Origin of the sequence: Polyangium sp. 6x1, from assembly GCF_029946515.1 — a bacterium.
Lineage (GTDB): Bacteria > Myxococcota_A > Polyangia > Polyangiales > Polyangiaceae > Polyangium.
Window position 1 is genome coordinate 90,860 of sequence record NZ_JARZHH010000005.1, and the last position, 25,144, is coordinate 116,003.

A 25,144-nucleotide genomic window follows, 5' to 3' on the forward strand; every position below is an offset into this window, starting at 1 on the left:
AACCATCGCGCGCATCGTGCCAAAGGCGCGCCGATTGCCGAGCTGTTCATCGATCATCCCTGACGGCCGCCCCTCTCCGCCACGGCGCCCGCCACACCTGGCAAGGCCCATGGCCCATCCGGCGCTCGACCTACCCCCTCCTCAACAGCGGTACACAATCAGATCCCGATTACCGCTTCCGCTTCCGCTTCGGCCTCCGCTTCCGCTCCCGCTGCCAGATGACGGCCATATTGCAATGCAGGGGCGCGCCTTGTGGTTGATTCTCGACCTCGAGCCACTTCACGACGCGGGTCGTGGTTGATCCGCCCCTCCTCGATCGGTATGGAGACCGCCATGCGTACCCTCGGCTCGTTTGCCATTTCGATCCTTCTCTATGCCTTGATCCCCGGATGCGGCGACACGAACGCGGATCCGCCTTCGTCCACAGAAGGAAGCGGGGCGAATGGCGGCACGGGCGGCGGCGGCGGCTCCGCGGGGGAAGGGGGCGCGGGCGGCGCGGGCGGCGACGCCGGCATGGGCAGCGTGTGGGGGACCTTCGAAAAACCCTTCGCGGCGGACTCGTTGTGGAACAGCCACCCCAAGAACCCCGTCCTCGGCGACGACCAGATCCCGCCGACGAACAATCCGGCCTTTTACCCCGTCGTGGCCGGAGGCGCTTACTCGACGACCATCTTCCGCGCGTCGGAGAGCGACCCGTCGATGCAGGTGCTCGGCAAAGGCGGCGCCGCGGGCCCGAGCTGCCCCGACGTCGGCGGATCGTGCGCCCTCGTCATCCCCCACTGGCCTGCCTCGGTCGAGGGCGCGTCGGGCAGTGATGGTCACGCCGACATCGTCGACGAGAAGGCGGGCATCATTCATTCGTTCTGGCAGCTCAAGAAAGACGCAGCCGGCGCCTGGACCGCGGCGATGTATTCATGGTCCCCCCTCGCCGGCTCGGGCTGGGGCGACCCCGCGCATTTCTCCCAGGGGGCGCGCGCTTCCGGCGTGTGCACCGCCGCCGGCCTCATTCGCGTGAGCGAAGCCGACGACGGGGAAGAGATGTTCCACCACGCGCTGGCCTTGTCGCTGGACGGCACCGCGATGAAGGCCGGTTTCGTTTTTCCCGCCACCCTGGAGGACGGCGACAGCGCCTCGGCCTACAAGGGGCAGATCCCCATGGGCTCGCTCCTGATGCTGCCGCCGGACTTCGACACATCGAAGGTCACGTCGCCCGGCCTCTTGAAGGTCATCAAGACGCTCCAGGTCTACGGGGCCCGCCTCGTCGACCGAAACACCGATACGCCTTTCGCCATCTACGTGGAGAACGGCAGCAAATTCACGGTCTCGACGAAGCCGCCCGGCGAGTGGGACAGCGTGGTGGCCAATCAGCTCTTCGACATCGCCCACGCGCTGCGCAGGATGGAAAGCTCCGACGGGTTCATCGACGGCGACGGCAAGGAATTCGTGCCGAACACGAACCTCAATCGCATGTCGATGCGCGGCCCCTGGAACGGAAGCGGCGGGTCCTTCGACTCCTGGCAGCAGGCGCTCGTGTTCGCGAGCACGGACACGGCCATCAAGCTGGAGCATACGAATGCCACGTGGGACTACCGGGTGAGCTGGGCCCCGTGGACGGCCGGGGCGAGTTATCGGCTCACCGTGGTCGCGAGCGGCGGGGCGAAGCTCAACATGCAGTTCAAGGACGGCATGTACAAGACGATCCTCGAGACCGGCAGCCTGGGCGACGGCGAGAGCAAGAGCTTCCTCATGCCCGCAGACAATGGATATCCGATCCTCATCGCGACGAGCGGCGTCGGTCAGGCGTCGACGGTACGGGGGATTCTCGTCGCCGAGTGAGGCGTCGAGTTTCGCATTGCCTGTGAGCAGAAGTTGCGGCTACATGGAGACATGAGCTTACCCGTGCGATTCATTGCCGCCACGATCGTCACCCTCCTCGTGCAAGGCTGCGGCGCTGGGGGCGGTGACGGTGGGAGCGGGGGCAATGGCGGCGTCCCCGATCCTCCTCCCGGCACGCCCCTTCCGGGCGATATCGTCGACTCGACCGGCGCCGTCGTGCCGGAGGCCTATCAACAGCTCGCGACCCAGCTCAGCACCGAGGTCGGCATCGAGTACCGATACGGCCCTTCGTCCACGGCTTACCACCCCACGCCCGAGACCATGCCCACGTGGTGGCAGCCGCCGAGCCAGCACTTCCCCAACGACGGCAACGGCAATGGTTGGTACTGGGAGGTCGGTGGACCGGTCTCCCAGCCGGGCGAGCTCGACGATTACTCGAGCAACCAGGGGCAGGTGCTCTTCGTCGCCGACGACACCACGAAGGTCGGGGTCAGCGACGTCACGACCCTGCTCATGGGACGCAATACCTTCTCGGAATCGCCCCAGTTGCCCTGGGTCTACTACGGCGAGGGAGAGGTCGACGTGAACGTCGTCCTCTACCAGCAGATGAATGAGACGATCGGACAGCCCATCGCCGCCGGCCGCTGCTTCGGGAACTCGGGATGGTGCGCGAACAGCCTCATCGGCTACCAGAACGGCGTCCTCGCGACGAGCGGCTCCAACACCGCGAGGACGATGAATCTCCTCAAGCTCGCCCCCGGCAAGGTCCCGACCTCGATTGCGATCACCAACAGCAGCGAGTTCGCCCTCGTGACGGTCTGGGATACGGTCGAGGTCAAAGGGCAGGTGGCGGTCATCGCTCTCGGGCCCTCGCAGGAGGGCTTTGTCGCGGACACCTTCGAATGGCCCGCGACCTACCCGGGCTTCCGCAACCTGGGCGACATCGGATTCGCGAAGATCCTCGGCTACGTCGATCTACCCGGGATGGTCGCGCCGACCGAGATATCCGCCTCGTCGGACTATAGCCCTCCGCTCGACGACCAGCAGGGATGGCTGTGCAGCCCGGCGGGTGACGATTGCCGTGTCCTCGCGAAGAACCTGCCGCTGTCGGACAGCGCGAACCGCGCCTCGTTCAGTGGTAGCGGGCCGAACGCCCACCGCTATTCGAAGGCCGGCGTCGCCGTCATCATCTCGAAGTCGGAGAAGAAGGCGCTCTTCCTCGACCTCGAGCCGCTCTTCGCGAAGGTCCAGAGCATGTACTTCGGCACGCAGGAGGACTTCGACAAGACGCAGCCTCCGAGCATGGACGCCGACAAGTGGCCCTACGCATTCAGCGCCGCGCCCGACTTCGCGCCGACCGTGATCACGACGATGACATTTGCCGAGAAGCCGACGGCGGTGCGAACGAGCCTCATCAGCAACGAGCGCGCCTGGGTCGCGACCCAGGACGGCACGCTGCACATCATCGACGTCGCAGGCTACGGCAAGGGCACAGGGACGACGCCGGCGTCGATTCAAGAGGTCGGCACGGTCATCGTCGGAAAGAACCCCACGAGCATCGCCTACGCGAAGCACGACCCGGCCGACGGGTCGCGCAAGGACGCGGTCATCGTCACCTCACGGGGGGACCGCAAGCTCGACTGGGTGAACCTCACCGACACCGGCGGGACGGTCGTGCGCACGTTGACCGACTCGCGGCTCATCGATCCGATCTGGTCGGAGGACAACGACAACCACGGCACCGAGAGCTACATCGTGAGCATCGCCGATTACGCCGGCAAGCAGCTCGCGAACTACCGCTTCGGCAACGTGATCTTCTGGACGAATACGGACATGAACGCGAGCGTCCCCGCGGCCTGCCAGTCCTCTGCGCCCTGCAAGATGGGAGAGAGCGGCAACGACCCATTCGAGTTCGGCGGGAGCTTCGCGACGGCCGGCAAGCCGTTTCAGTTCACCGGCGCCAACACGCCCTGAGCCGAACGTCGAGGCACCGCGTGCCCGGCGCGACGGAACCTTTCAACGAGCGCCTGAACGTCGCTTCGAAGGGGCCGGCGCTGGGCTTCCCGGGGGCGCGCTCGAGGCGCAGACGGGCGGCCGCCATGGCGCGCGTTGTCAGGCTTCGAGGATTCGAGCCGGAGGGTTTACGGGCTGCACGCGATGGCGCTCGTGAACAAGGCGCCGTTGGGGTCGCCGTGAGCCAGGAAAATGCCAGCCTCGCCGATGGCCAGCCCGACCGTGCTTCCCGTGCCGTTGCCGAGCCCGAGGGCGGAAGAGGCAACCTTCAGCTTGCGACTCACGGTGAGCGTGGGCGAAAGCTCGAAGTACTGGAGGGCTCCTGCCGCGGGGTCCTCGCTCGTGAATGCCAGCGAAAACCCCGCCTCCGTGCCGACGAGCTCGGGCCCCTGTTCATTCTCGACATCAATGGAGAGCTTGCCCAGATCCGCGCCGTCGGCGAGCCCCGCCACGCGTAGCTCGACGTTCCTGGTCAGGGGGCTGAGCGATTTGACGTTCGTCCAGCCGAATGCCAGGTGGCCTTGAGAGACGGCGACGGTCGAGGTGTCCTTTCCTTCACCGCTCTGTGCGACCACGCTCGGCCCGAGGTTGCCGGTGGCGTCGAGCTTCGACCAGGCGAGGAGCGTTCCTGCGGTGACGAGGTAGACGTCCGTGCCCACCGTGACGAGATGAACGTCGAAATCCTTCGCGTCGACCGTGACCTGCGTCGGTCCAAACACCATTTTGCTGTCGTCGTAGCCGGCAATCCAGAGCGCGTCGCTCTCCGCGCCGGCGGTGAAGGCGTCGATGACCCAGGCGAGATACGTGATGCCGTTCGCCACGGCGACGGCGGGACGCTTTCGATTCGCACTGTTCGGGATCGACTCGGTGCGCGTCGTCGCGCCGCTGTCGTCGATCCAGCGGAGCGTGGTATCGCCATAAAACGACGAGGTGGCGAGCACGACCCCGCCGCCCGGAGCCGCCGCGACATCCAGCTCTCGGGCGAAACCGTCGATGTGCACCGAGGCACCGGAGGGAGCGGCCTTGGGACCGAGCTTGGCCCAATGCGTCCCGTTCTTTCCTCCTCCGCTCATGGTGGCCACGTAAACGAGCGCGCCGGAGCCATCGGCACCGAGGACCATCTGGGGCAAACGAAGGAAGCCCGACGCGCCCGGGACCGCCGTCGTCGCGATGGAGCACGCAGCGCCGCCGCTGCCTCCTTCGCCGCCGCTGCCTCCGACGCCGCCGCTGCCTCCGGCACCGCCGCTACCCGCCCCGCTTCCGCCATCCCCCGCACTCCCACCACTCCCACCGGCGCTGATGCTGCTGCCACCGGAGCCTCCTTCGCCGCCGGCGCCGTCACTCGGGTTCGGCTGCGAGGAGCAGGCCGTCGTTAGAAGGAGGAAACAGGGAATCCACGCGCAAGCAATCGTTCGCATCAAGCCGCTCCGTGTCGATGTGTCGACATTGGTGAAAAGGTTCCAGACGAGGGCCGGCGCGCCTTGCGAGGCGCGTGCCAGGACCACAGGAAGGGGAGATTCAGGGGGGAGCGTGAACGGGAGCGGACACGGACGCGTGAACGGGAGCGGACACGGACGCGGAAGCGGGAGCGGGGGCGGGAGCGAAAGCGGAAGCGGGGGCGGGGGCGGGAGCGGGAGCGGAGGCGGGCTGCCGTCACGCGGGCGTGAGCATTGGCACTGGAAGAAGGGGATTCCGAAGTGCCTCGATTTCAGCATCAGCGGCGGCGGGGAGCGCCGTCCGCTGGCTTATGTTCGGCGGCGTGTTCGTCCTCCAAAAAAAGCACATCACCGCCACCGATGCGTGCTGCTCCCAAGCCGCGAAGCACTCGATACGCGTCCGTCTGGAGCCGGATCTCTTGCCCAGTGAATGGGAGCCCAAGAAGCCACATCACCGGGAAGTTCCACCAACGCCACTTGGACAGGTCCGCAGTGAATGTAACCGACAAGGGATGCTGGCCCTGCCCTCTGCGCATCGAGAGTGCAAAGCTGGCCCTGCCACGACGGCAGATGAGCTCTGCTTCGCGTGCGTCGCTCTGCCACTGCGGTGGGCGCTCCACGCGAATCCCCGCGCCTTGCAATGCGTCAAGGATCGCGTCCAACGGACCATCGTCCATCTTCAGCATGAGGGGACACGACATCTTCACCTCCACCCACGTTCCGTCGGTTCAGCGGCGAGCCGCGCAGCGGACCGGTTGTTGGACGCCAACACCGGAGTTTCTCAACGCTCACGTTCTATGGGATTCTCTCGGGAGGTCTGCTGCCCGAGCTGTTGGGCGAGCCCGATGAGAATTCCTTCGGGACCCCGGATGTAGCAGAGCCGGTAGATGTCTTTGTAATTGACGACTTCATCGACCACCGTCGCACCGAGCTTGCTGAGCCGGGCGAGGGTGTCGTCGATGTCCTCGACGCTGAACATGACGCGCAGGTATCCGAGCGAGTTCACGGGGGCTGTGCGGTGATCGGACGCGATGGCGGGGGCGTCGAAGCGCGAGAGCTCGAGGCGGCTGTGGCCGTCGGGGGTGCGCATCATGGCGATCTCGACGCGCTGGCCGCGCACGCCGGTGACGCGGCCGGCCCATTCTCCTTCGATGGGCATGCGGCCTTCGAGGGTAAGGCCGAGCTCGGTGAAGAATGCAATGGCGGCATCGATGTCTTCCACCACGATGCCGACGTTGTCCATACGCTTGACTGTCATGGTGTCTCCTTGGCGTCTCACGAGCTTTCGATGAGCCGCAGATGTCCGCGCGTCGCACGCGTAGCACGGGCATCCCTCGGATCCATCGGCTTGTTCGGCGGCTCGTCCCGCTGCTTCCGCTTCCGCTCCCGTGAAAAAATGCTCCAAAATGGAGCGGCGAGGCCCCAAAGCCAGGTCCGAGCAGGCGGGAGCGGTCATGGGGAGGCCCCAAAGCCAGGTCCCTCCGGTCGGAGGGGTCTTTGGGGAGGCCCCAAAGCCAGATCCCGCCTGTGGAAGAACTGCGCATCGCGCAGTTCTTCCAACAAAGGTCCAGGGCTGGCCCTGGTTCGGGTCGAGGGGCGAACAGCCCCCGCGGGGTCCGGGGCAGCGCCCCGGCGCGACGGCCCTGCTCCCGCCTCCTCGCCCCGCTCCTCCCCTTACGCTACGTTGTTCCCGCCATGAGCGACGTGCGTCAACGGATCCAGGAGATCATCGATCAGAACCGCGTGGTCCTCTTCATGAAGGGGACGAAGAGCTTCCCGCAGTGCGGGTTTTCTCAGCGCGCCGTGCAGATCCTCAAGTCGGCTGGGGCCGAGTTCCTGGACGTGAACGTCCTGAAGGACCCGGACATCCGCCAGGGAATCAAGGAGTTCTCGAACTGGCCGACGATCCCGCAGGTCTACATCGACGGGAAGTTCGTCGGCGGCAGCGACATCCTGCTCGAGATGCAGTCGTCGGGGGAGCTTTCGCAGATCCTCACGCCGAAGAACTAGCGGTCTCATCTGGGGAGGCGCTGCGCTGGGGCGTTGCCCCAGGCCCCACCCGGGGCTATCCGCCCCGGGACCCGGACCAGCGCCCGCGCTGGACTGAGGGTCGATGAACTGCGCTCCGCGCAGTTCATCGAACAGGCCAGGTCAAGACCAACGACGACCCTGCCTACCAAGACCGCGGCGCTGACGATGCAACGGGCCCGCCGCCAGCGTGGAACGCACCTTCATGGTCTTGCCACCGGCCCGTTGGAAGAACTGCGCATCGCGCAGTTCTTCCACCAAAGGTCCAGGGCTGGCCCTGGTTCGGGTCGAGGGGCGAACAGCCCCCGCGGGGCCCGGGGCAGCGCCCCGGCGCGGCGCCTTGCCATGACAGGGGCTTTAGAGGCGCGCTCGCTTCAGCGCTGCGGCCAAGACCTCGTCGAACATCGCTGCCGTGAGCCGCCCCGTCTGGGTGTTCTGCTGGCTCACGTGGTAGCTCCCGAACAGCCACGCCCGACCCCCCGTGCCGCGCGGGTCCGGGATCTCTCCGCGCGCACCGTGGGCGAATGCAGGCACGGTCGAGATGTCCCCGTGCTTCCTCGCGAGCGTCAGGACGGCGTCGTAGCCGGTCTTTCCGAGCGCGAGGTACGTGCTCGCCCGGTCGAGCAGCGCGAGCTCGGCTTCGAGCCACGGGCGGCAGTTCGCGAGCTCCTCCGGCGTGGGCTTGTTCTCGGGCGGCGCGCAACGGCACGGGGCCACGATGAAGGCGCCCGTGAGCTCGAGGCCGTCGCCGCGGCGGACGCTCGTCGGCTGAGATGCGACGCCCGCTCGGTGAAGCGCGGCGTAGAGGAAGTCGCCCGAGCGATCCCCCGTGAACATCCGGCCTGTGCGGTTGCCGCCGTGCGCGGCCGGCGCGAGGCCCATGAGGATCAGCTTGGCGTTGGGGTCGCCGAAGCCGGGGATCGGGCGGCCCCAGTACGTCTCGTCCCGGTAGGCGCGGCGTTTCACCCGCGCGACCTCTTCGCGCCACGCGACCAGACGATCGCAGCGGCGGCACTCGACGAGCGCTTCGTGCAAGAGCTCGAGCGAGCGCCGCTTCTCCGTCACGACACCCCGCGCACGCTCGGCGGTGCGCTCTTCGGCGCGCGCTCGGACGCGGGCGTGCGCGCGTCGCGCAGCTCCTCGCCCACGATCATTCCGGACACGATCCGATCCATCACGACGTCGAATCGCACGCGCTGGAAGCGCGCGCCACTCGCGAGCCAGTCGGTGTGGCCGCCGGCGCCCGGGAAGTGGCCGACGATGTCGAGGTGGTCCGCTTTGCCCACCCAGACGAGGTCGCCCCAGATCTGCGAGGTCAACGGCACGACGCCGTCGTTTGCCGTCGCGGGCAGGGCCTCGCCGAGCATCGCCTTGAGCTTCGCTTGCGCCGACCCGTCCGCCGCCGCGCACGGGTACCGCTCGTCGAGGCGGCTCGTGAGGTTGTAGAGCGCCGTGAAGATCGTCGCGCTCATCGCGCTCCACGGCGAGCGGAGCGCCGCGATCCAGTCGCGCACCGCGTTCGAGGGCGCATACGTCGCGACACACTGGTAACGCACGCCGGGGCGATCCTCGACGCCGGCCTGGAAGAGGTCCATCGCCTCGGGCATGAGCTGCACGATCGCGCCCTGATCGCCGCGGAGGAGATCGAGCCAGGTGCGCAGCTCGCGGCTCGACGCTTCGTCCAAGACCTTGGCCACGGCGTCGACGGCGCGGTTGATGATCTCGAGCTCGAAGTTGCCGATCGAGAGGCGGCCGAACGCGGCGACGAGCGCGGACGTCGCGGCGAGCGGAGGCGCGCCGAGCTTCAGCGCGGTCACCGTGAGCGCGGAGATCGCGTAGAGCATGCGCTGGCCGCTGACGGTCGCGAAGAAGGCCGCGAGGGGCGTGCCGTAATGCGGCGTGTTCATCGTCGTGATCGACGAGAGCCGCGGGAGCCACGCGAGCTCCTTGCGCGCGACGCCGGGCAGGCGCGCGGTCGGCGAGGCGACGAGGCGCGCGTCGAGGCCGCCCGTCGAGTGGCCGATCACGTGGATGGGGCCGTCGTCATCGCCGGCCGTGGCGGCGACCATGTGCGCGAGCTTGGCCGCGCGGCGGCAGACGCTGGCCGTCGGGTGGACGTCGCAGACGAGGACCTTCGCGACGCGGCCGCGCTGGCGGAAGCGCTCTTCGAGCGCGACGACGAGGTGCTCGAAGTACTCGAACGAGGCGAGCCGGGCGAACCCGAACATGCCGGGGGAGAGGTAGATGCGAACGGGAGGCGACACGGCCGGAAGGGTAGCTTAGGTGCGCGCAGGTCGCCGCCTCGCCAGCACGAGCGCGAGGCCCACGGCGAGGAGAGCCGCTGCGCGCCCGCCTTCGCGGCCCTGGCCGGCAGCCCGGCAATCGCAGCCGCCGGCCGCTTCGAGGGGCCGGGGGAGGCGGGCCGCCTCGCAGGCCTCGAGCGTGAGCGGGGTTTTCGCCTTGAAGGGCGTGCCCTGATCGAGCTTGGTGTCGAGGCTGCCCGTGTTGCGGTTGTCGTGGTGGTAGCTCTCCCAGGCGATGACGCCGTCGGTGCGGCCGCGCGTGTGCCAGACGTGCAAGAAGCCGCTGCGCGTGCCGGCCGCGACCTCGAGCGTGCCGTCGCCGTCGAGGTCGCCGACGGCGGCCGTGGAGGCGATCCACTGGCCCGTGAACTTGGGGAAACCCGCGGGCTCGCGGCCGCAGCCGTCGTAGGCGTGGAGGAAGTAGCCGCCCGATCCGGTGATGACCTCGGGGTAGTCGTCGCCGTCGAGGTCGGCGATCGCGTGGTTGTTGAAGAACGTGAAGTCTTCGAGCAGGAAGGGCGAGCCGGGGAGCATCGCGCCGGTCTTGCCGCTCCAGACCGCGAGCAGGTGCTCGCCCGCGCCCGCGCCGCCGCCCTGGAGCGACTGCGCGAGCGAGAGGGAGCCGCCGGAGGCGACGATGTCGGGGACGCCGTCCTGATCGAGGTCGCCGACGGAGGGGCTCGAAAAGAGCGGGAGCATCGTGTTCGGCTGGGAGGCGCGCGTGAGCGGGCCGAAGATGCTGGAGGGATCGAGGCCGCGGATCGTCTTCGTGGGATCCGCGGGGTCGGGGCGCACGGGCAGGGCGTTCGCGGGCGGCGCGCCGAGCGAGCTCTGGCCGCCGGGTTCGGCGGGCACGACGAACGGTAGGCTCACGTTGCCGTGCGCGACGGCGGCGAGCTTGCCGCCGAAGCGCGCGAGCGCCGGGGCGTTCGGGATGCCCTCGGCGACGAGCGGGAAGAGCTCGAAGGAGCTGAGCGTGACGGGCCAGCCGGCGACGATGGGGCCCTCGGGGGCGAGGGTGCCGCGGCCATCGACGACGGTGATCGCGCCGAACTGGCCGCTCGTGCCGAGCCGCTCGTTCGAGCCGAGGACGAGGTCCATCACGCCGTCGCCGTTGAAGTCGGCGACCGCGGGCGTCGTGAGGATGCGGCTCTTCGCCTTGGGGTTGTGCTCGGGGTCGATGCGGATCTCGACGGGGAAGCCGGGCAGGGGTGCGCCGTCCGCGTCGAAGACGTGGACCTTGCCGTCGAACGCGGCCTGCACGATGTCGAGGCGGCCGTCGAGATCGAGATCGACGAGCACGGGCGAGGCGAAGGCGCCGCGCGTGATGCGCTGGTCCTCGTCCATGCAAGGGCCCGCTTGCGGAGGGAGGTCCTTGCCACGCGGGCACGAGGGGATGCGCGGCAAGCGGCGCGGGAACCCTTTGCGCACGGAGCCGTCGGGTTCGAGGACGTAGATCGTGCCGGCGAACGTGGAGGCGACGATCTCGACGATGCCGTCGCCGTCGAGGTCGGCGATGGCGGGCGCGTTCATGAAGCCCTCGCGCGCGAGGCCCGGGTCGACCTTGCCGGAGGCGTACGCGGGCGCGGTGATGTGGCTCGGTGTGTCGCTGTCGGGCGGGGCGGTGAGGCCGTCGATGGTGGTCGTCGAGAAGGGGAAGCCGGGGAAGGGGACGGGGCCGGCCTTCGTGAGGTTGAGGACGTGGATCGCGCCGCCACCCGTGGGGACCACGAGCTCACGCACGCCGTCGCCGTCGAGATCGGCCATCTTGGGGCTCGCTTCGAGGCTGTCGCCGAGCCAGACGGGAAAACCGCGCGCGAGGTCGGGATCGCTGTGCACGTAGTAGGTGCGGCGCATCTCGCCGGCCACGTCGCCGACGGCGCCGCCGTAGTGCGCGACGGCGCGGACGCGCACGGTGATCGTGTGATCGTTTTCCCCGAACGGGCTGTCGACGTCGCGCGCGTGGCTGACCGTGACGTTGCGGACGTCGAGGAGCGCGAGGGGCTCGGCCGTGCCGGCGATGAAGGTGGGATCGAGGTTCACGCGCCGATCGAGGACGTGGTTTTCAAAATCCTCGTCGAGCGGCTGCACGCCGCTCGCCCACTCGACGACGTAGTCGTAGGCGTTCGCCCGCGGCGCGGAGATGGTGCCGCGGATCTGGATCGGGCCGTCGACGCGATCCGTGTAGAGGACCTCGAACCAGCGCGGCGAGACGATGTCGACCGAGGGCGGGATGCGGCCGTCGCGGATGGCTTCGAGCGCGCGGCTCGCGTTGACGCGGCCGTAGCCGAAGCGCTGATCGAAGCCGGGCTGCGAGAAGCGGTAGATCGAGTCGGGCTCGCGCGACGCGGGGATGTCGATGTCGTCGGCCGTGTGGAAGAAGATCGACTGCGCTTCGCCCGGCGAGAGCTCGGGCACGGTGTTGTACTGGAGCGACGCCGCGTAGAGCAGGCCCGCGATGCCGCTGAGCTGGCCCGTGGCCTCGCTGGAGCACGAGGTGCCCGAGGCGGAGAGCAGGTTCTGGCCGCCGTAGTTCGAGCAGGGGTGGAAGTCGACGAAGCTGCGTGAGGTGCGGGCGCTCGCGCCGTCGTACTGGATCGCGTGCACGGGCAGCGTGTGGTTGCTCGCGGCCGGCATGTTGTGGTGGCGCGAGTTCTCGTCGGCCATCGAGGTCACGACGAGGACCTTGTTCTCGTACGCGTAGTCGAGCGCGGCCTGCGCGAAGCGCGTCATGTTCAGCGTGCCGAGCGCGCACTGCACGACCTTCGCGCCGCTGTCGGTCGCGTACACGACGGCCTCGCCGAACGCCTGCACGTCACCGATGAAGCTGTCGCCGACGCGGAGCGGGAGGAACATGCACCGCGGGCAAGCGCCCGCGAGCCCGATGCCGTTATCGGCCTGGGACGACGAGTCTTCGGCCTCGCCCGTGCCGTGCCCGTACCGCGTGTCGTCGTACGGGTCGTTGTCGTTCTTCATGAAGTCCCAGCCCGAGATGTCGTCGATGTAGCCGTTGCCGTCGTCATCGATGCCATCGGAGAAGGCGAGGATCAGATCGCCGGCGTCGAGCACGCCGTTCGCGTTGCGATCGGAGGCCGGCAGCGGCATCGAGGTCGCGTAGTCCGAGACCGAGAAGACGCCGTCGCCGTTGCAGTCGAAGCCGGCGAGCTCGCCGTCGCCGCCGCAGGGGCTACCGCCCGTCTGGAAGGGCTTGTGCGTGAGGAGCTCGCGGCGGTTCAGGTACGCTTTGTCGACGAGATCGGGCTTCTCCCAGAAGATGCCGCTGTCGGTCACGGCGATGACGACGCGCGGATCGCCGATGGAGACGCGCCACGCGCGGTCGATGCTCATGCCGGAGGCGACCTCGTCCGCGCGGCGGACGACGCCCGGCGCGGCCGGCGGCAGGAACGAGTAGTAGTTCCACTGGCCGTCGCGATCGTCCGCGAATGCGTAGCCCGGATCGTTCGGCCAGTTCGCGGGATCGGCCATGTCCGCTTGGGGCGACGGAGGCCACGTGGCGGACGCGGATTGGGGCGCGAGGGCGCTCGCGAGGGCCAGGGCGGCGAGCAAGCCGCCGCGCCACGAGGGGCGGTACGTTCGCATCGTCTCCTCATCGGCCTCGCCGGCGCGGTTTCTCGCGAGGCCGCGTAAGTGTGTGTGCGCAAAAAGTACGGGAGAAGGAGTGGAGAGCAGCTAGATGTAGCAGCCGATGGGCGAGGAGGAAACGCGAGGGGCAGGGGGCGTGGATCTGCGTGGCATCCCACGGGTGGACCGTGTCCTCGCGAATCCGTCCCTCACACAGGCCAAGCAGAGGCTCGGCGTCCCCGCGTTGACGCGCCTCGTGCGGCGTTCGCTCGACGAAGCACGTGAAGCCGTGCGCGGCGGCGCGCCGTGTCCCTCCGCGGAGGAGGTGGCGCTGCGCGTCGCGGCGCATGCCGAGCGAACGCTCGGGACACGCGCGCGGCGGGTGATCAACGCGACGGGCGTCGTGCTGCACACGAACCTCGGGCGCGCCCCGCTCGGCGCGCGCGTGGCCGAGGCGCTCGCGAGCTCGGCGTCCGGGTACACGTCGATCGAGATCGATCTCGCGACGGGGAGGCGCGGGCGTCGCGGCGCGTTCGCCGAGGATGCGCTTTGCGAGCTCTCGGGCGCGGAGGCAGCGCTCGTCGTGAACAACAACGCCGCGGCGGTGCTGCTGATGCTCGGCGCGCTCGCGGCAGGCCGGCCCGTGGTGGTGTCGCGGGGCGAGCTCGTGGAGATCGGCGGAGGTTTCCGGGTGCCCGAGGTGATGGCGCGATCGGGCGCGCGGCTCGTCGAGGTCGGTACGACGAACAAGACGCGGATCGCGGACTACGCGCGCGCGCTCGACGCGGCGCCGGATGCCGCGGCGATCCTGCGCGTGCATCAGGGCAATTTCCGGCAGGTGGGCTTCGTCGAGCGGCCGGAGCATCGGGCGCTCGCGGCGCTCGCGCGCGAGCGGAAGGTGCTCTTGCTGGAGGATCTCGGCGGCGGCGCGATCGTGGATCTCGGGCCGCTCGGGCTCTCGGGAGAGCCGAGCGTGCGGAGCTCGGTCGAGGCGGGATCCGACGTGGTTTGTTTCAGCACCGACAAGGTGCTCGGCGGGCCGCAGGGCGGGGCCATCGTGGGGCGCGCCGATCTCGTGGCGGCGTGCCGGAAAGATCCGCTGGCGCGCGCGCTCAGGCTCGGTCGGCTCCCGCTGGTCGCGCTCGAAGCGACGCTCGCCGCGTACCTCGAAGACGACCTCGACGCGATCCCGACGCTGGCCGCGCTGCGCGCGCCGCTCCCCGCCGTGCGCGCGCGGGCCGAGTGGATCCAGGGTGAGCTCGTGCGCCTCGGCGTGACGTCGTCCGTCGTGGAGCTCGGCGGCGCCGTGGGGGGAGGGGCGTGCGCGGAGGAGCCGGTGCCTTCGTTCGGCGTGGCGCTCGAAGCGACGGGCGGTGCGCTCGCGGCGATCGCGGAGCGCCTGCGCACAGGGGATCCGCCGGTCCTGCCGCGCGTGCAGGAGGGCCGCATCCTCTTCGACGTGCGCACGCTGCTCGACGGCGAGGACGCGCCGCTCACGGCGGCGATCGTTCGCGCCGTGAACGGTTGATCGTCAAACGATTTCGAGTTTGTCGTTTGGCGCCGGGATGACGATCGAGCCGTGCCCTCGGTCGCGCATCTTGTCGGCGAGGACGCGCTGCGGCTGGGGGTCGCCGTGCACGAGCGCGATTGTCCCGGTCGTTCCCCGCGCGCGACAAGCGTCCGCGTAGGCCACGAGATCCCGCTGATCGGCGTGCGCGGAAAAACCGTTCAGGACCACGACGTCCGCGCGGCGCTCGCGCTCGACGCCGAAGATCCGGACCCGCGCGCGCTGCTCGACGAGCCTCCGGCCGAGCGTGTGTTGCGCCTGGTAGCCCACGATCAGCACGGTGTTGCGCGGATCCTCCACGCCGTTCTTCAGGTGATGGAGGATCCGGCCGGCCTCGCACATGCCGCTCGCCGAGATGACGATCGCGCTGCCTTCGCCGCCGAGCTCCTTGCTGCGCTCCTTGTCCTCGACGTACTCGAGGTCCTCGAAGTCGAACGGCGTGTCCGTGCCGCGGAGCAGCTCGCGCGCCTCGGCGTCGTAACACTCGGGGTGGAGCTTGAAGACGTCCGTGATGCGGACCGTCAGCGGCGAGTCGACGTAGACCGGGACGCGCGGGATCTGCCCGGCCTTGCGGAGCTTCTTCAGCGCGAAGATCACCTCCTGCGCGCGTTCGAGCGCGAACGAGGGGATGAGGACCTTGCCGCCGCGCGCGACGGTCCGCGTGACGACGCGCGCGAGATCGTCCTCCATCTTGTCGACGCCGTCGTGCAGGCGATCGCCGTAGGTGCTCTCGGTGATGAGGACGTCGGCGCCGTCGGGGACCTCGGGATCCCGCAGGATCGGGCGCCCGGCGCGGCCGAGATCCCCGGTGAAGACGAGGCGCCGCTTCTTCCCGCGCTCCTCGAGGTCGAGCACCGTGATCGCGCTGCCGAGCACGTGCCCCGCGTCGAAGAAGGTCAGGCGCACGCCGTCGGCGATGGGGATCGAGCGGTGGTAGGGGACGGAGACGAACCGCGAGATCGCGTCGAGCACGTCCTCTTCGCCGTAGATGGGTTCGACGAGCTCGTCCTCGCGGCCCTCCCGCACGGATTGCTTGTTCAGGTAGCGCGCGTCGGCCTGCTGGATCGCCGCCGCGTCGCGGAGCATGAGCGCGGCGAGATCACGCGTTGCCGGCGTCGCGTACACGAGCCCGTCGAAGCCGTTCTTCGCGAGCATCGGCAGCGCGCCCGAGTGATCGATGTGCGCGTGGGAGAGCACCACGGCCGAGACCTCGCGCGCGGGCACGCGGAGGCGTCGGTTGTACTCGAAGGACTCGCGCCGTCGTCCCTGGAACAGGCCGCAGTCGAGCAGCACGGTGGCGTGCTCGGTGCGGACGACGTGCATCGAGCCGGTGACGGTCTGCGCCGCGCCGACGAACTGGATGTCCACGCGGCGACTCTACAGCGTGTGCTGGAAGAAGCCCATGATGCGGCGACCGACGCGGTTGCCGAAGGGGTGCATCTGCGGCGCTTCGTCGGCGAGGCCCGCGAGCGCGTTGTAGACGACGAGCGAGACTTCGCCGGTCGTGCTGGCGATCGGGAAGCGCCACCCGATGCGCCCGTTCAGCAGGGCGTAGCCGGGGACGTCGAAGGTCTGCACCTGGATGCCCGAGAGCGTGGCGACCTGCTCGGCCCAGGTCTGCGCCGACTGGTAGTGGAAGGTGATCTCGCCGTCGATGCCGGGCTTCGTGCGGAGCTGAACGCCGGCGTTGATCTTGTGCCGGCTCGTGCGCTGGTCGGTCGGCGCCGTGCAGCCGTCCGGTAGCTCCTGCGACGAGGCGTTCAGCGCGTAGTTCGCGAAGAGGTCGAGGCCCTCGATCGGATAGACGCGCGTGCCGATCTCGCCGCCGAACACGTTCTGGATGTCGCAGCGGTTGAGCCACCCGCCGAAGCCGACCGTGTAACGGCCCGTCTCCGGGTTGAGCCCGCCGAGCCCGTCGGCGCGGTTCGCCAGCGTGAGCGGCCGCTCGCCGGCGAGCGCGATCAGGTCCGTGACGCGGTTGTAATAGGCGGTCGCCTCGAACTCGAAGCGATCGCTCATCTGGTTCAGGTAGCTCGCCTCGGCCGTGATGATGCTCTCGGGCCGGAGGCGGAAGGACTGGTCCTCGTACCGCTTCGTCGCCGAGATCAGCTCGGCGCCCGGGAGCTGGAGCTGGATCGGCAGGTCGAGGTACGACTCGAGGAAGGTCGTGTTGCGGAAGGCGGTCGAGCCGCTCACGCGGATCGACTGGAGGTCGGTCGGCTTGATGATGAGCGAGCCGCGCGGCGAGACCTTCACGGTCTCGAGGTAGGGCACGTAGTCGGCGCGGCCCGAGACGACGAGCTGCACGGACTTGCCGAAGCGCAGCGTGTCCTGGAGGAAGAGCGAGCCCCAGTTCTCGATCGGCGTCTCGTCCTGAAGGTACGTCCAGGTGATCGACTTGAGGCGATACGCCGCGCCGCCGCGGAGGCTGTGCTCGACGGACTTCGGCCACGTGACGTCCTTGAAGAAGTTGAGCTCGGCGTCGACGACGTTCTGGTTCGCCTGGCTCGGGAAGAGCGTGTGGCCGTAGTAGTCGTGGTTCGACGAGGTCTGCGCCGTGACCCGCGCGTAAAAGACGCGCGCGGAAAAGTTCTCGGTCTTGAAGAGCGCCGTGATGTCGGCGTTGTCGAAGCGGGCGCGGTAGTCGTTGAACGGGCCGATGCCGTAGACGTCGATGTCGCTGCGCGCGAAGCCGCCGCCGACCTGCAGCTCGCGGTTGTTCTTGAAGCGCTGCGCGAGGCGGATGTCGACGCGCAGGTTCTCCGCGCCGAGGTTCTGGTTCGGATCGAAGACCTGGATGTCCGTGCGGCCGTCCTGCACCTCGCGCGTCCACCGCGGGTAGCGCGTGTAGCCGACCGAGGCGCGGTAGCCGAGGTCGCCGTCGCGCCCCGTGGCCCACGCGGATCCGTAGCCCTGGCCGGTGTCGCCGTAGCCCACGCGGAAGCCCGTGCGGCCGTCGCCCGGCGCGATCGTGATGATGTTGACGACGCCCGCGAACGCGTTCGCGCCGTAGAGCGCGGAGCCCGGGCCACGCACGACCTCGATGCGCTCGATCTGGTCGACGTCGATCGAGAGCGTCTCCCAGAACGTCGCGCCGAGGATGTCGAGGTACGCGGGCCGCTGCCCATTGATGAGCACGAGCAGCTTGTTCGCGAGCCGGCTGTTGAAGCCGCGCATCGAGACGCTCGTGTCACCGCCTGTGATCTGCGCGACGTCCATGCCGGGCACGCGGCGCAGGAGCTCGGGGATGCGCGTGATGCCCGAGAGGCGGATGTCCTGCCGCGTGATGATCGTCGTGGAGTTCGGCGAATCGAGCGGGCTCTGGGCGCCGCGCGAGGCCGTGATGACCGTCTCGCGGTAGACGTCCTCGTCGCGCGCCTTGCCGACGATCTTGTTGACGTCGGCCTGCGCCTGCGCGTCGCCGGTCTTGGTGTCGCCGGGTTTTGCGTCGCCGGGTTTTGCGTCGCCGGGCGTCGTATCGCCGGGCTTCGCGTCGCCGGGTTTGGCATCGCCGGGCTTCGCGTCGCCGGGTTTGGTGTCGCCGGGCGTCGTATCGCCGGGTTTTGCGTCGCCGGGTTTGGCGTCGCCCTCGTTCGGCTTCGGCGGCTCGGTGGGCTTGGCCTGCTCGGCGCGCTGGAGCGCGAGCTTCTCTTCGAGCTGCTTCAGGACCTGCGAGGCCTCGGCGCGATCGGGCGGATCGGACGCGACGTACTGCTTGTACGCGTTGATGGCCTTCTCGAGGTTGCCGGCCTCGGCGTGCGCGCGCGCGATGTTGAAGAGGACGTTCGGGTGCGGGAGGATTTCCTGCGCGCGCTCGAGCTCCTTGATGCCCTCGGGATAGTTGCCCTTGCTGATGAGCTCCATGCCCGCGCGGAAGTGCCGCCGCGCCTCGGTGCGCGCGTCGGCCATCGCGGGGCCCGCGGCGAGCGCGGTGGCGAAGGCGAGGGCGAGCGCGACGAGCGTGCGTGTGCGACGCGAGCGTCGTGGTTCCGTGGGGGAAGAGGGCGCGTCACGGTGGGCGGATGAAGGCTCGGACGACATGGCGGTTCCTCGGGGGCAAACCGCACTCTACACGAGCCCGCACCACGCCTCACCGCCATTTCGGCGGGCGGCGCGCGTCAGTAAGGATTGCCTTTGTAAGGATCCGGCTTGTAGTTCGGATCCTTGTTCCCGCCGGCCTTCGTCGTGGCGGGCGCGGTGCGCACGGTGCCCGCGGCGGCGTCGAGCGTGACCTTCACCTTCTCCTCGACGACCGTGACCTTGATGGTCTTCGACTGGTAGCCCTTCTTCGACAGCGTGAGGCTGTGCACGACGTCGGCCGCGGCCGCGGCGCCGCGGAACGTCACGTCGCAGGGCGTGCCCCCGCAGAGCGTCTCGTTCCCCTCCATGACGCTCGCGCCGGAAGGATCACTCTCGATGTGCACCACGCGATCGCCCGGACGCGCGGGCGTCTGCGGCGCCTGCGTGGCCGCGGGCGGCGGCGTCGTCGCGGGCGAGGCGCTCGTCGCCGTCGTCTCGCCGGAGCCGCGCGTCTGCGTGAGCGTGATGATGATGCCCACGAAGCCGAGCACGAGCACGCCCGTGATCAGCATGAAGCGCCGCTTGCCGCTCTGACCGTTGAGCGCGTCGGGGTCGGGCACGGCCATCGGCTGCGAGGCCGTGAGCGGATCGGCGAGCGTGTTCGGGCTGCTGAAGCCGAGTGCCGCGGGGCGCGCGCCGGAGAGCGAGAGCGACGTCGAGGGGCCGCTGTCGCCGGGCGGACCCGAGGGCCGCCGCAGAGGTCCCGAGAGGCCCGTGTCGCCGGGCGGGAGGCTGTCCATGCTCCGCGCGCGCCCGAACGCGCCCGAGTGCGCGAAGGACTGGTACGGCCCCGTCATCATCTCCTCGGCGCCGCCGCCGCAACGCTTCAGCGCGCTGAGGAGCTCGTCCATGGACCCGAAGCGGCGCTGCGGATCCTTCTCGAGACAGCGGAGGACGATCGCCTCCATCTCCTCGGTGATCGCGAGGTTCGGGTTGTAGTGGACCATCGGCGGCGGCGGGTCGTTCACGTGCGCCATCAGCGTGCCGACGCCGGGGCCCTTGTCGAAGGGCACCTTGCCGCAGAGCATCTCGTAGAGCATCACGCCGAGCGAGTAGATGTCCGTGCGCGCCGAGACCTCCGCGCCCACGATCTGCTCGGGCGCCATGTACTTCGGCGAGCCCATGAACAGGCCTTGCTGCGTGAGGTCCTCCGCCTCGCCCGTGACGTCCTTGACGAGGCCGAAGTCGAGGACCTTGACGTTGTCCCGTTCGTCGCCGTGTTGCGCCAGGAGAACGTTGCCCGGCTTGAGGTCACGGTGCACGACGCCGATCTGGTGCGCCTCGCGCAGCGAGCGGCAGATTTGGCGGGCGATGTGGCACGCGCGGCCCTCGGGGAACGGGCCTTCCTCGCGCAGCACGCGGTGGAGCGTCTTGCCGTCGACGAACTCCATCGCGATGTAATAGATGTCGTCGCTCTGCCCGTAGTCGAACACGGTGACGGTGTTCGGGTGCGTGAGCTTCGCGGCGATCGACGCTTCGAGGAAGAAGCGCTTGTGGAACTCCGGATCGCGGTCGCCCTCGTACTTCGGGGAGAGGACCTTGAGGGCGCAGATGCGTCCGAGCGGCGCTTGCTCGGCCCGGTACACCTTGCCCATGCCGCCGCGGGCGATGACGCCGACGATCTTGAAGCGACCGCCGATGGTCATCCCGATGAGGGGATCCGGCGCGGCCCCCTTCGGGTCATCGACGCCCTCGGCCAGCTGGTCTTGTCGGGACGCGCCCATATGCGGAACCTGGGCCATCGGGTTTGGATCCTCGGCGAGCGGCGGCCCCCAAAGGCACGCTCGCGTGCGCGGAAAAGTCTGCCTTTGGCGCGCTCTTGTGTCAATTGTGCTGACTGCTCGCCCCGCCGAGAAGGGGCGAAGTGGTCAGCCGAGAGAGGTTCGTCCGGGGGGGGTGGGCGTTGAAGGAACCACCTGCCCCGACGCGGGTCCCGGGCCCGGCGGCGGCGTCGAGGGGTTGATCGGCGCACGCGGCACCGAAGCGGGCGCGTCCGTCGCGGAGGCCTCGGGCACGGTGATTTCCATCCCGACCCCGCGCGGCATGGGCGCGGCCTTGGGGATCATGGGCACCTGCGCCGAAGGCGGAGTCACGGCGAGCATCGCAGGCGTGCTCACCTTGCGCGGCATCAGCGGGCGCGTGTCCGAGCCCTCCACGAGCACGCCGTCGACCTCCATCATGAGCGTCGTGGAGGTGACCACGATGTGCCGGCCGAGGCGCTTGACGAGCAAGACCGCGCGCGCGCCGGGCGCCCAGCGCGGCGTGACGCGCACCCGGTCCGACTCCTCGTCGACGAGCCACCCGACGAGCTCCGAGCCCACGAGCTGCGACGACGTCGCGGCGACGAGCTTGCCTGCCGCCATGCGATACCGGCTGTTCTTCGTCTCGAAGACCCGATCGCCAGCCACGTCGGGACGCAACCTTCCCTCCAGGAAGGCGTCGATGCTCATGCGGACGACGCGATCTGTGTCGGGCTCGAGGAAGTTCATGACGCCTCCCATGGGGGACCCCATCATGCGTCGATTATCACGCCCCGCACGGAGATACATCCCCGGCGCGCGGGCCCCGAGAGACCCCCGGCTCCTTGGTTGGGTCGGCTGGTCTCTCGGGCTACCACGAGCGCCGGGAGGAGGCGTTCAGGGGACGCGGGCCACGACCGCGAAGACCGTCTTGTCCATGTCTCGTTGGCCGACCACCCAGAGCCGATCCTGGTCGTCCGTGAAGAAGGGGAGGGACGTGCCAGGCGTGGCCGCCGAGAGGAACACGCCTGGCGTGCCCTCGGCGATGACGGCTCCGTTTTCCACGCGGTAGTGCTGCGCGACGACGTCGAGCGCGTCGAACGTCGTCCCGTCGACGGGCTGGAACGCGAGCACGCCGGCGTCATCGGTCGCAGGCGAGATCGCCGCGAGGCTGCCTGCGTATCCCGGCAGCGTGAAGAGCGACGCGCCGGTGGTGGCCCCCGTGCCCCGCGCGACCTTCTCCGCCGCGTAGCCGCGCGCCTCTTGATCGCCGTTCGCCTCCGACATGATCGCGAACACGTTGCCCGCGCGATCCGCGGCGATCGGTCCGGACGCGACGCCGAACGTGTCGACCGCGAGCGGCGCGGCGCACGACATGTCGTCGCCCGGCACGAGCCGCGGCATGGCCGCATCGGTGCCGCAGGCGTCGGCCGCGTAGAGCGCGTTCGTCTTCCCGCCCGCGTCGTCGACGGCCGAGATCCCCGAGTAAAGCAGCCGCCCGAGCGTCCCGTCGCCCACGCCGACGCCCGCGTAGAACCCGTTCACCGGGTAGCGCGTCGCGACGGTCGTGCCGTCGATCAGGACGATCTCGCCCGTGAGATCGCCCGCGGTGTACGAGACGGCCGTCCATCCGAAGAAGGGCAGATCGATCGCTTGAGCTCCAAGGAACGTCATCGCCGGGATCTTCGCGTCGATGTCGTTCTTCGCGATCGTGAGCTTGCCCGTCGCGCCGTCGGGGGGCGTGAGGCGCTCGATCGTCACCGCGCCCGGAGCAGGCGCCGGGCTCACGGCGACCGGGCCGCCGTGGCTCCCCCACGTCGAGGGCATGCCGACGACCGCATCGGATTCGTACAGCCCGACGACGCAGAACCCTGCGTCCTTCACCGTGAAAAGATCCGCGTACGTCGAAGGATCGAGGCACGCGCTGTCGCCACCACCAGCGCCGCCGCTGCCGCCGCTGCCGCCACTGCCGCCCGTGGCGCCGCTACCGCCGCTGCCGCCGTTGCCGCCGCTTCCATCCGATCCGTCGCTGCACGCGACCATCATCAAGCTCGCGCCGATCGCGAGGGCGAGCGCGAGCCGCGCGCTCTTCAAGCGTTTCGATTCGTCGTTCATGATCCTCTCCGCATGGGCGACACACCCGCGCCCTCGGGTCTCGTGGGCGGGATCGAGCGATCCCGCCGGGGAGCGGCGCCGAGGTGGGCAGAGACGGAGAGACACGATGCGAGGGCCCCCCCGCCGCATGCTCCACCCCGGAGACCGCGGTCGGGCCTCGACGCAGCAGGTTTCCTGGCTCCCGGATCGTCCTCGGGCGGACCTTCCCGCGCGTTCGCGCCTCGCCGGCTCACTCCAGCGAGGCGCTCTGCGCGCAGTGGATCTTCCGCCTTCGTCCCCGGCTACAGTGGCGGGGGCCGCGCCGGCATGTCACCGGCTTCCCTGTTGTCCGGCGCGCGCGTCCGGCGAGCCTTCGCTCTCCACACGCGCGCGCCCACTGCTCGAGATCGGCGGTCCCCACGACGAGCGTCCCGGGGACCGCAGGGGCGGCGTAGGCGATGAACGAGCGTGCAGTCAAGAAGAGGTTCATCGACCGGAGCGCTCGTTCCCTCGGTGGCCTCACGGGCGTGGGGCGGCGACCACGGGGGGGCCACAAAGGGGCGTGGAGGGGGGTACGTGCGAGAGGGGCGACGGGCCACCCGGGCCACGTGGTGGGCCCGGACCGACCCCAAAACCCCGGAAAACGCTTGTCCGCGCGGGAAGGTTTTCGTTCTTGAAAAGGACTCGTTGCGCTCTCGCCCGAGATGGACGACGCTTGTGGGAAACCAGCACCGTCTCGACCCACTGGGCAACGAGGCGGCTGACCCTCTTCTCGTCGTGACCAACAGAACTCCTCCCCCCCCGATCACTCCCGGAACGGTCATCAACGACCGATACGAAATCCGACAAAGCCTCGGCAAGGGTGGCATGGGCGAGGTTTTCCTCGCATTCGACCGATCGACGCAGCAAGAGGTCGCGCTGAAGGTCGTGCGCGAGGAATCGCGCATGCCCGGCGACGACGAGGCGCTGCGCCAAGAGCTCTTGCTCGCGCGATCGGTCGCCCATCCCAACGTTTGCAAGGTCTTCGATCTCGCCCCGAGCCTCTGGGGCCCCATCCTCGTGATGGAGAAGATCGCCGGACAAACCCTCCACACGCACATCCGGAAGAAGAAAGCGCAAGGCGGCTACACCGCCGACGAGTTCCGGAAGATCGCGGCGGAGGTGTGCAGCGGCCTCGCGGCCATCCACGCGCAGGGGCTCGTGCACGGCGATCTGAAGCCGGGCAACGTGATGGTGAGCGAAGGCCGCACCGTCATCCTCGACTTCGGCTTCGCGCAGGAGCGCGCCCGCGCCTCGGCGCGCAGGCCCGGGGCGCCCCCGGACGGCGGCACGCCGAACTACATGTCGCCCGAGCGCCTGCGCAACGGCGGCGCCAGCGTCGACGACGACGTCTACGCCATGGTGCTCACGCTCTGGGAGATGTGGACCTGTCGCGTCCCCGAGCCGGGCTACAAGCCGCGCGCGCGGCCCATGCGCCAGCAGATCATGTTCGACGTGCCCGCGGGTCTCGCGACCGACGAGGTCAAGCAGATCTTCCGCGGCATGAACGAAGATCCGACGATGCGCCCGCAGGCGCGTCACCTCCGGTTCTTCAACCCGACGCAGCTCACGACGAGCCCGATCCAGCTCCCGCGCGAGCGCCTCGAGCCAGGGCCTCCGCCGGGCCGCGCCCAGACGGCCGCGTTCACGCCCGGCGCCCAGTCGCTCCTCATCACGTACGCGACGAACGCGCCGGAGATCGTCGGGCAGATCCTGCCCCTCGACAAACCGATCATGACGCTCGGCCGTCGCGCCGATCAGGACCTCGTGATCCCCGAGGCCACGGTGAGCGGCCAGCACGCGCTGCTCCGTTGCCAGTCGGGCTCGTGGACGATCGAGGACCTCGGCAGCACGAACGGCAGCTACGCGGAGTTCGGCTTCGAGCGCAAGAGCCAGATCACCTTCATGCACAACGGCGAGGTCCAGGTCGGCGAGTGCCGCTTGAAGCTCGTCAGCTTCGGCCCCGAGTCGCCCTCGCACAAGCGCGCGCGGCAGTACCTCGCGAAGCGCGACGGCCTCACGGGCCTGCTCGTGCGCGAGCACCTCATGAAGGCCATCGACGAGGACGGGCTCTTCGCCGAGTGGGCCGAGGTGAACGTGCAGGTCGCGCGCTACGAGCTGCGCGGCCCGAACCGGCAGGTGAGCGAGCGGCCGACGATCCTCGAGATGCTCGCGCTGCGCAAGGCTGCCCAGCGCGTCGTCGACCTGACGGAGATGCTCATGCTGAGCCTCACGCCCGTCGTCGCCGGTCGCACCGGGCCGCTCAAGTTCGTGGTCTCGATGGTCGGTCACTCGCTCGAAGAGGCCCGCCACGTCGTCGAGCAAGTCCTCTCGCAGGTGCAAGGCACGCTGCCGGACTCGCTCGAGCTCACCGCCACCATCGTCAAGGGCGAGCCGGGTCGACCGGCCCGGACCCTCCTCGATTAA

The 25,144-nt window shown here is 69.3% G+C and carries 16 protein-coding genes and 1 riboswitch; of the genes, 5 read left to right on the forward strand and 11 right to left on the reverse strand.

Annotated elements, in window-relative coordinates:
- The first annotated feature begins 333 nt into the window (after positions 1-333).
- Together QHF85_RS07780 and QHF85_RS07785 are read left to right on the forward strand one after the other, a co-directional pair.
- The gene (locus QHF85_RS07780; protein WP_281326437.1) at positions 334-1,836 is read left to right on the forward strand and encodes a hypothetical protein; all 1,503 of its coding nucleotides are present in this window, start codon (positions 334-336) and stop codon (positions 1,834-1,836) included.
- A 63-nt stretch (positions 1,837-1,899) separates the two neighbouring features.
- Complete coding sequence (locus QHF85_RS07785; RefSeq protein ID WP_281326438.1) at positions 1,900-3,810, forward strand: hypothetical protein; 1,911 nt, start codon at positions 1,900-1,902, stop codon at positions 3,808-3,810.
- 167 nt (positions 3,811-3,977) lie between these two features.
- Here QHF85_RS07785 and QHF85_RS07790 read toward each other — a convergent pair whose 3' ends face one another.
- The 3 genes from QHF85_RS07790 to QHF85_RS07800 form a co-directional block, all read right to left on the reverse strand.
- On the reverse strand, positions 3,978-5,354 hold the full coding sequence (locus QHF85_RS07790) for a hypothetical protein (RefSeq protein ID WP_281326439.1): 1,377 nt from the start codon (positions 5,352-5,354) through the stop codon (positions 3,978-3,980).
- 209 nt (positions 5,355-5,563) lie between these two features.
- A complete protein-coding gene (locus tag QHF85_RS07795; RefSeq protein WP_281326440.1) occupies positions 5,564-5,971 on the reverse strand; it encodes a hypothetical protein in 408 nt (135 codons plus the stop codon).
- 95 nt (positions 5,972-6,066) lie between these two features.
- Positions 6,067-6,543 carry a VOC family protein gene (locus QHF85_RS07800; RefSeq protein ID WP_348652722.1) on the reverse strand — a complete coding sequence of 159 codons (477 nt, stop codon included), beginning with the start codon at positions 6,541-6,543 and terminating at the stop codon, positions 6,067-6,069.
- Positions 6,544-6,980: 437 nt separating this feature from the next.
- On the opposite strand from QHF85_RS07800, the gene grxD reads away from it, so the two are divergent.
- Positions 6,981-7,295, forward strand: a complete 315-nt coding sequence (gene grxD, locus QHF85_RS07805) for a Grx4 family monothiol glutaredoxin (RefSeq protein WP_281326442.1) — start codon at positions 6,981-6,983, stop codon at positions 7,293-7,295.
- Between the two features lie 375 nt (positions 7,296-7,670).
- On the opposite strand, the gene QHF85_RS07810 is transcribed toward grxD, so the two are convergent.
- From QHF85_RS07810 to QHF85_RS07820, 3 genes are read right to left on the reverse strand one after another with little or no spacing between them, the layout of a single operon-like run.
- Complete coding sequence (locus QHF85_RS07810) at positions 7,671-8,378, reverse strand: uracil-DNA glycosylase (protein ID WP_281326443.1); 708 nt, start codon at positions 8,376-8,378, stop codon at positions 7,671-7,673.
- Positions 8,375-9,577 carry a hypothetical protein gene (locus QHF85_RS07815; protein WP_281326444.1) on the reverse strand — a complete coding sequence of 401 codons (1,203 nt, stop codon included), beginning with the start codon at positions 9,575-9,577 and terminating at the stop codon, positions 8,375-8,377. Before QHF85_RS07815 ends, QHF85_RS07810 begins: the two co-directional genes overlap by 4 nt.
- Positions 9,578-9,592: 15 nt before the next feature.
- Positions 9,593-13,216 carry an FG-GAP-like repeat-containing protein gene (locus QHF85_RS07820; RefSeq protein ID WP_281326445.1) on the reverse strand — a complete coding sequence of 1,208 codons (3,624 nt, stop codon included), beginning with the start codon at positions 13,214-13,216 and terminating at the stop codon, positions 9,593-9,595.
- 139 nt (positions 13,217-13,355) lie between these two features.
- Here QHF85_RS07820 and selA point away from each other — a divergent pair, with 139 nt between their 5' ends.
- Entirely contained in the window at positions 13,356-14,726 is a 1,371-nt protein-coding gene (gene selA / locus QHF85_RS07825) for an L-seryl-tRNA(Sec) selenium transferase (protein WP_281326446.1), read from the forward strand.
- Between the two features lie 3 nt (positions 14,727-14,729).
- Here selA and QHF85_RS07830 read toward each other — a convergent pair whose 3' ends face one another.
- The 5 genes from QHF85_RS07830 to QHF85_RS07850 all read right to left on the reverse strand — a co-directional run bounded on the left by QHF85_RS07830 (position 14,730) and on the right by QHF85_RS07850 (position 22,699).
- Positions 14,730-16,133, reverse strand: a complete 1,404-nt coding sequence (locus QHF85_RS07830; RefSeq protein WP_281326447.1) for an MBL fold metallo-hydrolase — start codon at positions 16,131-16,133, stop codon at positions 14,730-14,732.
- Between the two features lie 9 nt (positions 16,134-16,142).
- Positions 16,143-18,806 carry a TonB-dependent receptor gene (locus tag QHF85_RS07835; RefSeq protein WP_281326448.1) on the reverse strand — a complete coding sequence of 888 codons (2,664 nt, stop codon included), beginning with the start codon at positions 18,804-18,806 and terminating at the stop codon, positions 16,143-16,145.
- 77 nt (positions 18,807-18,883) lie between these two features.
- On the reverse strand, positions 18,884-20,587 hold the full coding sequence (locus tag QHF85_RS07840; protein WP_281326449.1) for a serine/threonine-protein kinase: 1,704 nt from the start codon (positions 20,585-20,587) through the stop codon (positions 18,884-18,886).
- Between the two features lie 126 nt (positions 20,588-20,713).
- Positions 20,714-21,334 (reverse strand): hypothetical protein, encoded by a 621-nt coding sequence (locus QHF85_RS07845; protein WP_281326450.1) that lies wholly within the window; start codon positions 21,332-21,334, stop codon positions 20,714-20,716.
- 147 nt (positions 21,335-21,481) lie between these two features.
- Entirely contained in the window at positions 21,482-22,699 is a 1,218-nt protein-coding gene (locus QHF85_RS07850; protein WP_281326451.1) for a hypothetical protein, read from the reverse strand.
- Between the two features lie 167 nt (positions 22,700-22,866).
- Positions 22,867-23,025, reverse strand: a riboswitch (cobalamin riboswitch).
- A 430-nt stretch (positions 23,026-23,455) separates the two neighbouring features.
- On the opposite strand from QHF85_RS07850, the gene QHF85_RS07855 reads away from it, so the two are divergent.
- Positions 23,456-25,144: an FHA domain-containing serine/threonine-protein kinase gene (locus QHF85_RS07855; RefSeq protein WP_281326452.1), complete on the forward strand. Its 1,689-nt coding sequence runs from the start codon at positions 23,456-23,458 to the stop codon at positions 25,142-25,144.